Source organism: Variovorax sp. J2P1-31, assembly GCF_030317215.1.
Classification (GTDB): Bacteria; Pseudomonadota; Gammaproteobacteria; order Burkholderiales; family Burkholderiaceae_C; genus Variovorax.
In genome coordinates this window covers 1,064,185-1,077,270 of the sequence record NZ_JASZYA010000002.1, presented here as the reverse complement: position 1 = coordinate 1,077,270, position 13,086 = coordinate 1,064,185, and the positions used below count along the sequence as shown (strand labels likewise).

General features: G+C 68.5%; 13 protein-coding genes and 5 tRNA genes. 4 read left to right on the top strand and 14 right to left on the bottom strand.

Translation table 11 applies throughout. The annotated features are described in order from the left end of the window. Positions 1-43: 43 nt before the first annotated feature. The 11 genes from QTI20_RS16130 to folC all read right to left on the bottom strand — a co-directional run bounded on the left by QTI20_RS16130 (position 44) and on the right by folC (position 7,658). A tRNA-Asp gene (locus tag QTI20_RS16130) sits at positions 44-120 on the bottom strand. Positions 121-189: 69 nt separating this feature from the next. After that, a tRNA-Glu gene (locus QTI20_RS16125) sits at positions 190-265 on the bottom strand. A gap of 115 nt (positions 266-380) precedes the next feature. Further along, positions 381-457 (bottom strand) — tRNA-Asp (locus QTI20_RS16120). A gap of 70 nt (positions 458-527) precedes the next feature. Beyond that, positions 528-603 (bottom strand) — tRNA-Glu (locus tag QTI20_RS16115). Positions 604-663: 60 nt separating this feature from the next. Further along, positions 664-739, bottom strand: a tRNA-Ala gene (locus QTI20_RS16110). A gap of 36 nt (positions 740-775) precedes the next feature. Continuing rightward, positions 776-2,164, bottom strand: a complete 1,389-nt coding sequence (gene gltX, locus QTI20_RS16105; RefSeq protein WP_286552332.1) for a glutamate--tRNA ligase — start codon at positions 2,162-2,164, stop codon at positions 776-778. 7 nt (positions 2,165-2,171) lie between these two features. Further along, complete coding sequence (locus tag QTI20_RS16100) at positions 2,172-3,389, bottom strand: O-succinylhomoserine sulfhydrylase (protein ID WP_286552331.1); 1,218 nt, start codon at positions 3,387-3,389, stop codon at positions 2,172-2,174. Positions 3,390-3,403: 14 nt separating this feature from the next. Further along, positions 3,404-4,906, bottom strand: a complete 1,503-nt coding sequence (gene purF, locus QTI20_RS16095) for an amidophosphoribosyltransferase (RefSeq protein ID WP_183023841.1) — start codon at positions 4,904-4,906, stop codon at positions 3,404-3,406. Between the two features lie 14 nt (positions 4,907-4,920). Continuing rightward, positions 4,921-5,409, bottom strand: coding sequence for a CvpA family protein (locus QTI20_RS16090; protein ID WP_183023842.1), 489 nt, complete (start codon positions 5,407-5,409; stop codon positions 4,921-4,923). Positions 5,410-5,424: 15 nt separating this feature from the next. Next, positions 5,425-6,300, bottom strand: a complete 876-nt coding sequence (locus QTI20_RS16085) for an SPOR domain-containing protein (protein ID WP_286552330.1) — start codon at positions 6,298-6,300, stop codon at positions 5,425-5,427. 62 nt (positions 6,301-6,362) lie between these two features. After that, the gene (gene folC, locus QTI20_RS16080) at positions 6,363-7,658 is read right to left on the bottom strand and encodes a bifunctional tetrahydrofolate synthase/dihydrofolate synthase (RefSeq protein ID WP_286552329.1); all 1,296 of its coding nucleotides are present in this window, start codon (positions 7,656-7,658) and stop codon (positions 6,363-6,365) included. Positions 7,659-7,704: 46 nt separating this feature from the next. Between folC and QTI20_RS16075 the strand changes: the two genes are divergently transcribed. From QTI20_RS16075 to argG, 4 genes are all read left to right on the top strand, one after another. Further along, positions 7,705-8,070: an ArsC family reductase gene (locus QTI20_RS16075; RefSeq protein WP_286552328.1), complete on the top strand. Its 366-nt coding sequence runs from the start codon at positions 7,705-7,707 to the stop codon at positions 8,068-8,070. Between the two features lie 71 nt (positions 8,071-8,141). Next, positions 8,142-8,726, top strand: a complete 585-nt coding sequence (locus tag QTI20_RS16070) for a hypothetical protein (protein WP_286552326.1) — start codon at positions 8,142-8,144, stop codon at positions 8,724-8,726. Between the two features lie 141 nt (positions 8,727-8,867). Continuing rightward, positions 8,868-9,191: a pyrimidine/purine nucleoside phosphorylase gene (ppnP, locus tag QTI20_RS16065; protein WP_183023847.1), complete on the top strand. Its 324-nt coding sequence runs from the start codon at positions 8,868-8,870 to the stop codon at positions 9,189-9,191. A gap of 158 nt (positions 9,192-9,349) precedes the next feature. Next, on the top strand, positions 9,350-10,687 hold the full coding sequence (argG, locus tag QTI20_RS16060) for an argininosuccinate synthase (RefSeq protein ID WP_286552323.1): 1,338 nt from the start codon (positions 9,350-9,352) through the stop codon (positions 10,685-10,687). Between the two features lie 60 nt (positions 10,688-10,747). Here argG and QTI20_RS16055 read toward each other — a convergent pair whose 3' ends face one another. From QTI20_RS16055 to murB, 3 genes are read right to left on the bottom strand one after another with little or no spacing between them, the layout of a single operon-like run. Next, positions 10,748-11,137 (bottom strand): thiol-disulfide oxidoreductase DCC family protein, encoded by a 390-nt coding sequence (locus tag QTI20_RS16055; protein WP_286552321.1) that lies wholly within the window; start codon positions 11,135-11,137, stop codon positions 10,748-10,750. Between the two features lie 26 nt (positions 11,138-11,163). After that, on the bottom strand, positions 11,164-12,027 hold the full coding sequence (locus QTI20_RS16050; RefSeq protein ID WP_286552319.1) for a glycine-rich domain-containing protein: 864 nt from the start codon (positions 12,025-12,027) through the stop codon (positions 11,164-11,166). Then, positions 12,024-13,076, bottom strand: a complete 1,053-nt coding sequence (gene murB, locus QTI20_RS16045; RefSeq protein ID WP_286552317.1) for a UDP-N-acetylmuramate dehydrogenase — start codon at positions 13,074-13,076, stop codon at positions 12,024-12,026. Before murB ends, QTI20_RS16050 begins: the two co-directional genes overlap by 4 nt. Positions 13,077-13,086 lie beyond the last annotated feature (10 nt).

Here is a 13,086-nt window from a genome sequence, read left to right as displayed (position 1 = left end):
CCCTAAGGTGGCTTTTTCTTCATTGGGTGAACCCCAAAGATACTGGCGGAGTGGACGGGACTCGAACCCGCGACCCCCGGCGTGACAGGCCGGTATTCTAACCAACTGAACTACCACTCCTGGTAGACAACGTTCGCTCCTTGCGGAGCCGAGTGCTGACGACTCGTACCTGCTTCACTCGCGTGAAACTGGCGACCCTACGGGGATTCGAACCCCGGTAGCCACCGTGAAAGGGTGGTGTCCTAGGCCTCTAGACGATAGGGTCAAAACCTTGGGAACCGCGCTGCGATCAGCGCCTGTCCTTCGCTCTTGCGAGACTTGTTCGGCACAAAAAAATACCCACTTGCAGTGGGCACTTCCGAGGCGAACCTCGTGAACCTTGGCGGAGTGGACGGGACTCGAACCCGCGACCCCCGGCGTGACAGGCCGGTATTCTAACCAACTGAACTACCACTCCTGGTAGACAACGTTCACTCCTTGCGGAGCCGAGTGCTGACGACTCGTTGCCTGAATCACTTGCGTGAAACTGGCGACCCTACGGGGATTCGAACCCCGGTAGCCACCGTGAAAGGGTGGTGTCCTAGGCCTCTAGACGATAGGGTCAAAACCTTAGGAACCGTGCTGAGATCAGCACTTTTCTTCTTCAATACTCTCGACACTTAATGGTGGAGGTAAGCGGGATCGAACCGCTGACCTCTTGCATGCCATGCAAGCGCTCTCCCAGCTGAGCTATACCCCCGTGTGGGTGTCGAGCCTCGAATTATAGCCCGAAAAATCAGGCCCTTTTCAAACGTTCGATAACTTTTTCGCGGGAAAAAATTTCGATCACTGAATCGAGGGACGGTGTCTGCGATGTTCCCATCACAAGCACTCGTACTGGCATCGCCAACACCGGCATTTTCAATGCATGTGCGGCGAGAACTTCCTTGATCATAGCTGCGATTGAGGCCCGATCCCAGGCGACCGTCATCAATTTTTCAACGAGTGTGGCGATGGCCGGCTTCACCGCGTCGGTGAGGTGCTGCGCACGGTCGGCATCGCTCACCGTGATGTCCGCGTAGAAGGCCGAAGCCCAGTCGGCCAGGGCCACCGTGGTCTCGCAACGGTCCTTGAACAGCGTGCAGATCGCGCTCAGGCGTTCGTCGGCCACGATGCCGCGCTTGTGCAATTGCGCGGCCACCAGCGGCGCGAGTTCGTCGCCGGTCCTGGCCTTGATGTACTGCGCGTTGACCCAGGCCAGCTTGGCCGCATCCCACTGCGCGGGGCTCTTCGACAGGTGCGAGCCGTCGAACCAGCTCACCATCTGCTCGCGCGTGAACAGCTCGTCGTCGCCGTGGCTCCAGCCCAGGCGCGCGAGGTAGTTGAGCATGGCCTCGGGCAGGTAGCCGTTCTCTTCATAGGCGGTGACGCTCACCGCGCCGCGGCGCTTCGACAGCTTCTGGCCGTCGTCGCCCAGGATCACCGGCACATGGCCGAAGGCCGGCAGCGGTGCGCCCAGCGCGCGGAAGATGTTGATCTGCCACGGCGTGTTGTTGATGTGCTCGTCGCCGCGGAACACATGCGTGATGGCCATGTCCCAGTCGTCGACCACCACCGCGAAGTTGTAGGTCGGCACACCGTCGGGCCGCAGGATGATCAGGTCGTCGATCTCGCGGTTGTTGATGGTGATCTCGCCCTTGACCAGGTCGTGCCAGCTCACGTCGCCCTCGGGCGGATTGCAGAAGCGCACCACCGGCGGCACGCCTTCGGGCACGGGCGGCAGCACCTTGCCGGGCTCGGGGCGCCAGCGGCGGTCGTACAGCGTCTTCTCGTTGCGCGCACGTTGCGCCTCGCGCATCTCCTCGAGCTCGGCCGGCGAGCAGTAGCAGTGGTAGGCCTTGCCCTCGGCGATCAGCTGCGCGACCACTTCGCGGTAGCGCTCGAGGCGCTGCATCTGGTAGATCGGGCCTTCGTCGTAGTCCAGGCCCAGCCAGTGCATCGACGCCAGGATCTGGTCGGTCGAGTCCTGCGTGGAACGGGCCACGTCGGTGTCCTCGATGCGCAGCACGAACTCGCCGCCGTGGTGGCGCGCATAGGCCCACGAATAGAGCGCGGTGCGGGCCGTGCCCAGGTGGAGGAAGCCGGTGGGCGACGGTGCGATGCGGGTTCTAACTTTGCCGGTCATGTGTTGCTCAGGAATTCAGGGTGCAGAGGCCGCGCTGCAGGTCGGCCGTGATGTCGTCGATGTACTCGAGGCCGACCGCGAGGCGGATCAGCCCCTGGCCGATGCCCGCGGCCTGGCGCTGCGCTTCGGTGAGGCGGCCGTGCGAGGTCGTGCCGGGGTGGGTGATGATGGTCTTGGTGTCGCCGAGGTTGGTGGCGATGCTCACGACACGCGTGCTGTTGATCACGTGGAAGGCGTTGGCGCGCGCGGTCTCCGGGTCGTCGCCGACCACGTCGAAGGACACCACCGCCCCGCCCTGCCCCGACTGCTGACGCATCGCGAGTTCGTGCTGCGCATGCGAGGCCAGGCCGGGGTAGTGGACGCGCGTGACGCCTGGCTGCTGTTCGAGCCACTGCGCCACGGCCAGCGCATTGGCGCACTGCGCCTTCATGCGGATGCCCAGCGTCTCCATGCCCTTGAGCACCACCCATGCGTTGAAGGGCGACAGCGCCATGCCGGCGGTGCGGACCACCGGGCCGAACACGTCGACGATGAGCGTCGAGGGCCCGCAGATCGCGCCGGCCATCACGCGGCCCTGGCCGTCGAGGTACTTGGTGCCCGAATGGATCACCAGGTCGGCGCCCAGCTCGGTCGGGCGCTGCAGGATCGGCGTGCAGAAGCAGTTGTCGACCGCCAGCAGCGCGCCCGCGCCATGCGCCAGTTCGGCCAGCGCGCGGATGTCGCAGACCTCGGTCAGCGGATTGGTCGGCGTCTCGGCGAACAGCAACTTCGTGTGGGGCTTGAGCGCCGCGCGCCATTCGGCGACGTCGGTCTGCGAGACGAAGGTGGTCTCGACGCCGAACTTGGCGAACTCCTTGCCGAACAGGTTCAGCGTGGAGCCGAACACCGAACGCGAGCAGATCACGTGGTCGCCGGCCTTGAGCAGGCCCATGCACATCATGAGGATCGCGCCCATGCCGGTCGAGGCGCCGATCGCGGCCTCGGTGCCCTCGAGCGCCGCCAGGCGCCGCTCGAAGCTGGCCACCGTGGGGTTCGAGGTGCGCGAGTAGGTGAAGCCGTCCTCGGTGCCGGCGAAGCGGCGCATCGAGGTTTCGGCGTCGGGCTGCACGAAGCCGCTGGTCAGGAACAGCGCTTCGGAATGCTCGCCATGCTGGCTCGGCGCCAGACCGGTGCGCAGCGCGAGCGTGTCGCGGTGCAGGCCTTCGGGCAGGGTGCGATCGGTCACGGGGGGCCTCTTGTTCAGCTCGGGTTGGGCAGGGACAGGCGCGACGAGTCTTCCTCGGTTTCCTCGATGCGCGGACGGCTGCCGTTCATGCGGTTGATGGCGTCGGTGTCGATGTCGCCCGTGACGTACACGCCGTCGAAGCAGGAGGCATCGAAGCCCGCGAGCTTGGGGTTGAGCGAGCCGATGGCGCGCTTCATGGCCTCGACGTCCTGGTAGATCAGCGCATCGCAGCCGATCAGCTCGCGGATCTGCTCGATGGTGCGGTCGTGCGCCACCAGTTCGTCCTTGGTCGGCATGTCGATGCCGTAGACGTTGGGGTAGCGCACCGGCGGCGCCGCGCTCGCGAGGTAGACCTTGCGCGCGCCGGCGTCGCGCGCCATCTGCACGATCTCGCGGCTGGTGGTGCCACGCACGATCGAGTCGTCGACCAGCATCACGTTGCGGCCCTTGAACTCGCTCGCGATCACGTTGAGCTTCTGGCGCACCGACTTCTTGCGCACGCCCTGCCCCGGCATGATGAAGGTGCGGCCCACGTAGCGGTTCTTCACGAAGCCTTCGCGGTACGGAATGCCCAGCAGGTGCGCGAGCTGCGTCGCGCTGGGCCGGCTCGATTCGGGGATCGGGATGATCACGTCGATCTCGTTGGGCGGCACGGTCGAGACCACGCGCTTGGCCAGCGTCTCGCCGAGGTTCAGGCGCGCCTGGTAGACCGAGATGCCGTCGAGCACCGAGTCCGGACGCGCGAGGTAGACGAACTCGAAGATGCAGGGGTTCAGGCTCGGCGACTCGGCGCACTGCATCGAATGCACCTTGCCCGCGAGGTCGATGAACACCGCTTCGCCGGGCTCGATGTTGCGTTCGAACACATGGCCCGAGCCTTCGAGCGCCACCGATTCGCTGGCCACCATCACGGTGCCGTCGGCCGGGTTGCGGCCCATGCACAGCGGGCGGATGCCGTAGGGGTCGCGGAAGGCGAGCAGGCCGTGGCCGGCGATCAGCGACACCACGGCATAGGAGCCGCGCAGGCGCTTGTGCATGCTCTTGACCGCCTCGAAGATCTCGGCCGGGTTCAGCGGCACGCCGCGCGAGGAGCGCTCGAGCTCGTGCGCCAGCACGTTGAGCAGCACTTCGGAGTCGCTCTCGGTGTTGGTGTGGCGGTGGTCGGTCGAGAACAGCTCGGCGCGCAGCGCGTGGGCGTTGGTCAGGTTGCCGTTGTGCACCAGCACGATGCCGAAGGGCGCGTTCACGTAGAAGGGCTGGGCCTCTTCCTCGCTGTAGGCGTTGCCCGCGGTCGGGTAGCGCACCTGGCCCAGGCCGACGTCGCCCGGCAACGCGCGCATGTTGCGGGTGCGGAACACGTCGCGCACCATGCCTTTGGCCTTCTGCATGAAGAACTTGCGTTCCAGCAGCGTGACGATGCCGGCCGCATCCTGGCCGCGGTGCTGCAACAGCAGCAGCGCGTCATAGAGCAGCTGATTGACGGGCGCGTTGCTCACAACGCCGACGATTCCACACATGGGGTCTTTCCTTCTCAGGGCAGGTAACTGGCCAACTTCTCTGGCAATGCAGGCTTCAATCCCTGCAACGCCGCATCCAGGACGACTGCGCTGTGCGATTCGCGCCACCAGGCGCTGTCGCTCAACGTCAGCAAATGAACAACCACCGCCATCGCCAGCAGCGCCACCGCGCCGCGCGCCAGCCCGAAGGCCGCGCCGAGCAGGCGGTCGACCGGGCGCAGGCCCACGGCGGCGATCAGCCTGCGCGTCACCGAGGCCACCAGGCCCACGGCGAAGGCGGCCGCGACGAACAGCAGCACGAAGGCCAGCGCATAGCGCCACGAGGCCTCCGGGTCGCCGTCGATGGGCAGCCAGGCCGCCAGGTCCGCCGCGAACCATTGCGCGCAGAAGAAGGCGACCACCCAGCCGGCCAGCGATATCACTTCGAACACCAGCCCGCGCACCAGGCCGAACATCAACGACACCGCGAGCAGCGCGACGGCGATCCAGTCGAGCAGGGCCACGTCGGCGCGCGGTGACTACAAGCTGAGGACGGCCGCGGGCAAGGACAAGCCCTTGACGCGACCCGCCGCGCGCTCCGCCTCGGCGCGCGAGGCGAAGGGGCCGACCCGCACACGCGTGCGTTCGCCGTCGGCCGTCTTCGCGACGTTGGTGTAGGTCTTGAGTCCGGCCTTCTCCAGCTTCTGGCGCACGTCGCGCGCCTTCTCGGCTTCGGCGAAGGCGCCGACCTGCACCACGAAGCGGCCGTCGTCGTCGGTGGCGGCGGCGGCGGGCTTCACGGCCGCCGCAGCGGCCGCGGCCGGCGGCTTGCCGTCGAGCAGCGCGCGGGCACGGGCACCGTCGTCGGCCGGCGGCTTGGCGGCCACTGCGGGCTTGGGCTCGGGCTTCGGCTCGTGCCGGACCTCGGGCTTCGGTTCGGGCTTCGGTTTGGCTTCGGGCTTGGGTTCTGGCCGGGTCTCGGCCGGCGGCGCGGCCGCCACGGGCCGTTCGGACGGCAGCTCGCGGCCATCGGCGGTCTCGGTGATGATGCCGCCGGACGTGCCGCTGTTGCTGGCCACGCGGGTGCGGTTGTCGGGGGCCGGTGCCGCCGGCGCGGGGGCCGGCGCAGGCGCCTGTGCCACCGGGGCCGCGGGCGCGACCGGTGCGGGCAACGGCGCAACCTTGTTGCGGTCGGGGATCTCGATCGGAATGTCGACCGCCACCGGACGCGGCTGGGTGTCGAACAGCAGCGGGAAGCCGATCACGCCGACCAGCACCAGCACCGCGGCGCCCAGCAGGCGGTGGCGCGCGCGACGCCGCATGGCGTCCACGCTTTCGGCCGGCGCCGCCGCCACGCTGGCGTTGCGCCCTTCATTGGCGGGTTGGCCACGTGAGCGGAACTTGAAAAACGCCATGAGTTCGATCCCTGATGAGAGCAGCGCGGTGTGTGGTTGCGAAGGGCCCGGACACCCGCCGATCAGGCGCCTGAGAGCAGGTGTTTGGCCTGCAGGCGGGGCGTCCCGTGCTCGAGCACGCCACCCACCGTGAAGAACGATCCGAAGACCACGATTCTATCAGTGGGGCTTGCGGCATCGATGGCCGCCTGCAGCGCCGCCATGGGCCCCGCGTGCACGCTGCCGCTCGCGTCCTTGCGCGTGTTCTGGGCCTGCCACCGGGCCAGCAGGTCGGCCGCGGACGCGGCGCGCGGCGTGGGCAGGTCGGTGAAGTACCAGCGGTCGATCAGCGGGCCGATGCGCGCGAGCATCGGCGCCAGGTCCTTGTCGGCCATCACACCGAAGACGGCGTGGGTGGTGGGCGCGAAACCCATCGCGTCGAGGTTCTCGGCCAGCGCGGCCACCGCGTGGGCGTTGTGCGCCACGTCGAGCACCAGCGTGGGCTCGCCCGGCACGATCTGGAAGCGTCCCGGCAGCTCGACCATCGCCAGGCCGGTGCGCACCGCCTGGGCGGTGATCGGCAACCGCTGACGCAGCGCCTCGAGCGCGGCCAGCACGCCGGCCGCATTGAGCAACTGGTTGGCGCCGCGCAGCGCGGGGTAGGCCAGCCCGCTGTAGCGCCGGCCCCGGCCGCTCCAGCCCCACTGCTGCTTGTCGCCCGAGACGTTGAAGTCATGGCCGAAGCGCCACAGGTCGGCGCCGATCGCCTGCGCATGGTCGATCACGCTCTGCGGCGGCACCGGATCGCTGACGATGGCCGGACGGCCGGCGCGCAGGATGCCGGCCTTCTCGAAGCCGATGCTCTCGCGGTCGGGGCCGAGGTATTCCATGTGGTCGAGGTCGATGCTGGTGATCACCGCGCAGTCGGCGTCGATGATGTTGACCGCGTCGAGCCGCCCGCCCAGGCCGACCTCGAGGATCGCGACGTCCGGCTTGCTGTCGGCCATGCAGCGCAGGATGGCCAGCGTGGTCAGTTCGAAATAGGTCAGCGGGATCTCGGCGCGCGTCTGTTCCACGGCCTCGAAGTGCGGCACCAGCGCGGCGCCGTCGATGGCCTCGCCGTCGAGACGCAGCCGCTCCTCGAAGCGCACCAGGTGCGGCGAGGTGAAGACGGCGGTGCGGTAGCCCGCGTGGCGCAGGATCGACTCCAGCATCGCACAGGTCGAGCCCTTGCCGTTGGTGCCGGCCACGGTGATCACCGGGCAGTCGAAGGCCAGGCCCAGTCGCTGGGCCACGGCGCGGATGCGCTCCAGCCCGAGTTCGATGGTCTTGGGGTGCTGTTGCTCGGCGTGCGCGAGCCAGTCGGCGAGGGTTTTCATGGAGGCCGGGATTGTCGCCGACCTGCCGCGTTGGCATGATCCCGCCATGACAACAACCCTCTACGGCATCCCGAACTGCGACACCGTCAAGCGCGCCCGCGCCTGGCTCGACACCCACGGCGTGGGCTATCGCTTCCACGACTTCAAGAAGGAAGGCGTGCCCGAGGCCGAACTCGACCGGTGGCTGCAGGCCCCCGGCTGGGAGGCCCTGGTCAACCGCCGCGGCACGACCTGGCGCAAGCTCGACGAGGACACGCGCGCCGCGGTCGTCGATGCGCCCTCGGCGCGCACGGTGCTGCTGGCGAACCCGAGCCTGATCAAGCGGCCCGTGGTGCACTGGGCCGGCCGGCCAGATGTCACAACCGGTTTCGATGCCGAGGGCTGGGCCGCCCTGGCCAAGACGGACAATTGAACCCGGCCGCGCCAATCGCATCCAACCGGACCGAACGGGAGCCGTCCGCTCCCTTGTTGAAGGAGATTGCCATGCGCAACAAACTGTTTTCACCCGCTTCCGCTGCCGTGCTCGGCCTGTCGCTGGCGGCGGCCCTGGCCAGTGGGGGCGCGTGGGCGCAGACCTCCCTGTCTTCCCAGCCCTCGCAGCAGGTGCAGGCGCGGGTGATCTCCGCGACCCAGGTCACCGACGCGCAGGGCCGCCTGGGCTACGACGTGGCCTACGAATACGAGGGGCGTCGCTACACCACCCACACCGACAGCCACCCGGGCGCCACCATCCCGATCGAAGTCAATGCCTACGGCGTGGCCGCACTGCCGACGTCGCCGCAGCCCGGCGAATACGCGACACAGCCCCCGGGCGGCTCGCCCTGGGACCGCGTGGTGCCCGAGCAGGGCATGGTCGTCTCGGGCGGCGGCGCCCCCCCCGCGCCGGTGTACTACACGCCGCCGGTGGTGTACTCGGCACCGGTGTACGCCCCCGCGCCGGTCTACGTGGCACCAGCGTATGGCTACGGTTACGGCTATGGCTACGCGCCCTACTACCCGCCGGTCGGCCTATCGCTGAACCTGGGCTACTCGCGCGGCTGGGGCGGCGGCCGCGGCCGCTGGCGCTGAGCGCGGACAGGGCCCGGTCCGGGCCGGCGGGCCGCAAGCCCTAAAATCGCGGGCTTATCCACCGGGACGAAGGCCGTTCGCAGTTTGCGGGCGGCGCCCGTCCCTTATCCAGCCCGAGCGCGCCCGCGCCCTGCCCTTCACATGACCATCAACGAATCCCTCGCCTGCACGGCGGTCGCGACCAAGGCCAACGTCTACTTCGACGGCAAGTGCGTGAGCCACAACCTCACGCTGGCCGACGGCACGAAGAAGTCGGTCGGCGTGATCCTGCCCGCCACCCTCACCTTCAACACCGGCGCGCCGGAGATCATGGAAGGCACGTCCGGCCGTTGCGAATACCTGTTGTCGGGCAGCAGCGAATGGGTCGCTTCGGGTGCGGGCGAACAGTTCAGCGTGCCGGGCAACTCCAGCTTCCAGATCCGCGTCAGCGGCGAGCCCTACAGCTACATCTGTCATTTTGGGTAAGCCCCCAGGCTTCGCGCACTTCGTGTCGCTTCTCCCACCCCCTGGAAGGGGGCGATACCAGTGGCCCGGCGAAGCCGGTTCCACGGTATCCCTGGCACCGCGTCGTGCCCCGATGTCATGAACCCTTGAACCGCGCCACCATCCACAGAACACCCATCATGTCGACCATCCTGCAAAACGTTCCCGCCGGCCAGAAGGTCGGCATCGCCTTCTCCGGCGGCCTCGACACCAGCGCCGCGCTGCACTGGATGCGCAACAAGGGCGCGATCCCCTATGCGTACACCGCCAACCTCGGCCAGCCCGACGAGCCCGACTACGAAGAGATCCCGCGCAAGGCGATGCAGTACGGCGCCGAACTGGCCCGCCTGATCGACTGCCGCAGCCAGTTGGCCGCCGAAGGCATCGCCGCGCTGCAGGCCGGCGCCTTCCACGTGACCACCGCCGGCGTGACCTACTTCAACACCACGCCGCTGGGCCGCGCGGTCACGGGCACCATGCTGGTGTCGGCCATGAAGGAAGACGACGTCCACATCTGGGGCGACGGCAGCACCTACAAGGGCAACGACATCGAGCGCTTCTACCGCTACGGCCTGCTGACCAACCCGGCGCTGAAGATCTACAAGCCCTGGCTCGACCAGCTGTTCATCGACGAGCTGGGCGGCCGCGCCGAGATGTCGGCCTTCATGACGGCCGCGGGCTTCGGCTACAAGATGTCGGCCGAGAAGGCCTACTCGACCGACTCCAACATGCTGGGCGCCACGCACGAGGCCAAGGACCTCGAGCACCTGGACAGCGGCATGAAGATCGTGAACCCGATCATGGGCGTCGCGTTCTGGAAGGACGAAGTCGAAGTCAAGCGCGAAGAGGTCACCGTGCGCTTCGAGGAAGGCCGCCCGGTCGCCCTCAACGGCCGCGAGTACCCCGACCTGGTCGAGCTGATCCTCGAGGCCAACCGCATCGGCGGCCGCCACGGCCTGGGCATGAGCGACCAGATCGAGAACCGGATCATCGAGGCCAAGAGCCGCGGCATCTACGAGGCCCCGGGCCTGGCGCTGCTGTTCATCGCCTACGAGCGCCTGGTCACCGGCATCCACAACGAGGACACCATCGAGCAGTACCGCGACAGCGGCCGCAAGCTGGGCCGCCTGCTCTACCAGGGCCGCTGGTTCGACCCGCAGGCCATCATGCTGCGCGAAGCCGCCCAGCGCTGGGTGGCGCGCGCCATCACCGGCGAAGTCACGGTCGAGCTGCGCCGCGGCAACGACTACTCGATCCTCAACACCGTGTCCTCCAACCTGACCTACAAGCCCGAGCGGCTGAGCATGGAAAAGGTCGAAGGTGCGTTCTCGCCGGCCGACCGCATCGGCCAGCTGACGATGCGCAACCTGGACATCATCGACACGCGCGACAAGCTGGGCATCTACACCAAGACCGGCCTGCTCTCGCAGGGCAGCGGCGCGTCGCTGCCTAAGCTGACCAACGACGGCGACAAGTAAGCGCTTGCGGCCCCCCGAAAAAAACCACCGCGAGGTGGTTTTTTTTTCGGGGGTGGCGGATCAGTCGAGAAAGCGCTGCGCGTGGTCGGCCGGCGGCATCAGGCAGGTTTCGCTGCGGCCGAACCAGCGGTAGCGGTGGCGCGCCAGCACCCGGTAGAGCGCATCGCGCAGCGGCGCCGGCACCCCCCACGCAACCCAGGCCAGCCGCCACGGCCAGCCCAGCGCATGCAGCACGCGCAGGATGGCCGCGGTCTGCTGCCAGATGCGCTCACCGTCGACCAGCAACAGCGTCTGCAGGCCGTCGACCTGCAGCCCGGCGCGCGCCAGCAGCGCCTGGCCGTTGGCGCCCTGGATCGAGGCGAATCGCAGCACGCCGCGCCGGTCGTGGCGCAGCAGGAAGCGCACCCAGCCGTCGCACAGAAGGCATTGCGCATCGAAGACGACGGTCATGCGCTCGTCCCTGCGCGCCACCGCCGTCAATCGCCGCCTCCGCCACCCCCGCAGCCGCCGCCACCGCAGCCCGAACCGCTGTCGCTGCCGCCGCCGCTGTCGCTGGCGCCGCCGCCGGCGCTGGAACCGCCGCCGTCGCTGCTGTCGCTGCTGCTGCCGCTGCCCGATTCGCTGCCGCCGAAACCACCGGCGTCGCCCGATCCCGAACCCGAGTGGCCGAAGTCGCTGCCGCAATGGGCGCCCGAGTAAGCCGCCCGGTCGATGGAACCGCAGTCGGGCACGTAGCTGAAGCCGCCCGCGACCGCGAACTTGGCGTCGAGCGCGAACAGCAGCGGCAGCCGGCTCGGCTGGCGCGGGTCGATGCTTTCCTCCTTGCAGGCCCAGTACCAGGTGCGGCGCAGGCCGTCGTTGCGCTGGGCGCTGTGGCCCAGCACCTCGGCCGGCGTGTGGTGCAGCATCCGGCCGAAGGCGAAGCGGCACCACTGGGCATAGGCCTCGGTGTGGAGGATGAATTCGTGCCAGGCGGCGTCGACCACCTTGGAGGGCATGGCGACGAACTTGCGGTCGCTGCGCAGGTGCGCCATGAAGAACTGGCGCAGGCCGCGCAGCACCAGTTCGGCATCGCGCGGCTCCAGCTGCGGATAGGCCGCGCGCAGCTTGCCGAGCAGGAAGGGCGGCAGCCGCGCCTCGCGCACGAACTGCCGGCGGGCGCTGGCCTGCCAGGCCTTGAAAGCCGCGTTGAGCAGGAAACCGACCACCAGCCCCGCCACCAGCACGCCCAGGCTCTGCGTGGCCGCCGCGGCCACGATGGCCACGTACCAAACCGCCCAGCGCGCCCACCGCAGCGCCGTGATGCGCTTGCGGAAATTGAGCGCCGAGAGCGCCGTCACACCACCACCGGCTCGGGCTCGAGCCGGATGCCGAAGCGCTCGTAGACGCTGGTCTGGATCGCCTTGGCCAGGGTCATGACCTCGCCGCCGGTCACCGGGTCCTCGCGGCCGCCGCGGTTGACCAGCACCAGCGCCTGGCGCTCGTAGACGCCGGCGTTGCCGACCGACTTGCCCTTCCAGCCGCAGGCGTCGATGAGCCAGCCGGCCGCGAGCTTGATGCTGCCGTCGGCCATCGGGTAGTGCACGATCTTCGGATCGCGCGCGATGATGTCGGCGCACTGCTCGGGCGTCACCGTCGGGTTCTTGAAGAAGCTGCCGGCATTGCCCAGCACCCGCCAGTCGGGCAGCTTGGCGCGGCGGACCGCGCAGACCCAGTCGAAGATGTCGCGCGCATCGGGCGTGAAGTTGCCCGTTTCTTCCATCTTGCGCTCGAGGTCGAGGTAGCCGACCACCGCCTTCCAGGGTCTGGGCAGGCGGAAGCGCACGCGCGTGATCAGCGCGCGCCCGGCCAGTCCGAAGTCGTTGTCGCCGCTGGCCGCATGCTTGAACACCGAATCGCGGTAGCCGAAGGCGCACTGGGCCGCGTCGAGCGTGAAACTGCGGCCGGTGTCGAGGTCGATCGCGTCGAGCGACTCGAAGCGGTCCTGCAGCTCGATGCCGTAGGCGCCGATGTTCTGCACCGGTGCGCCGCCCACGGTGCCGGGGATCATCGCGAGGTTCTCGAGGCCGGGGAAGCCGTTCGCCACCGTCCACTGCACCATGTCGTGCCAGACCTCGCCGGCACCGGCCTCGACGATCCAGGCGCGCTCGAGCGTCTCGACCAGGCGCAGCCCGCGGATCTCGACCTTGAGCACCAGCGGCTTGACGTCGCCGGTCAGCACGATGTTGCTGCCGCCGCCGAGCACGAATTTGGGCGTGTCGCGCCACTGCGCATCGGCCAGCAGCGCGGCCACGTCCGCCTCGCTGGCGATGCGGACCAGATGCTGCGCACGCGCGACGATGCCGAAGCTGTTGTACGGCTGCAGCGGGACGTTGGACTCCACGATCATGGGAGAATTG

What these genes read in the sequence shown, in the direction of transcription:
- QTI20_RS16055 (WP_286552321.1), bottom strand. Translation starts at nt 11,137, where the DNA reads ATGACCGTCGTCTTCGATGCGCAATGCCTTCTGTGCGACGGCTGGGTG.
- purF (WP_183023841.1), bottom strand. Translation starts at nt 4,906, where the DNA reads ATGTGTGGAATCGTCGGCGTTGTGAGCAACGCGCCCGTCAATCAGCTG.
- argG (WP_286552323.1), top strand. Translation starts at nt 9,350, where the DNA reads ATGTCGACCATCCTGCAAAACGTTCCCGCCGGCCAGAAGGTCGGCATC.
- murB (WP_286552317.1), bottom strand. Translation starts at nt 13,076, where the DNA reads ATGATCGTGGAGTCCAACGTCCCGCTGCAGCCGTACAACAGCTTCGGC.
- QTI20_RS16075 (WP_286552328.1), top strand. Translation starts at nt 7,705, where the DNA reads ATGACAACAACCCTCTACGGCATCCCGAACTGCGACACCGTCAAGCGC.
- folC (WP_286552329.1), bottom strand. Translation starts at nt 7,658, where the DNA reads ATGAAAACCCTCGCCGACTGGCTCGCGCACGCCGAGCAACAGCACCCC.
- QTI20_RS16070 (WP_286552326.1), top strand. Translation starts at nt 8,142, where the DNA reads ATGCGCAACAAACTGTTTTCACCCGCTTCCGCTGCCGTGCTCGGCCTG.
- QTI20_RS16085 (WP_286552330.1), bottom strand. Translation starts at nt 6,300, where the DNA reads ATGGCGTTTTTCAAGTTCCGCTCACGTGGCCAACCCGCCAATGAAGGG.
- ppnP (WP_183023847.1), top strand. Translation starts at nt 8,868, where the DNA reads ATGACCATCAACGAATCCCTCGCCTGCACGGCGGTCGCGACCAAGGCC.
- gltX (WP_286552332.1), bottom strand. Translation starts at nt 2,164, where the DNA reads ATGACCGGCAAAGTTAGAACCCGCATCGCACCGTCGCCCACCGGCTTC.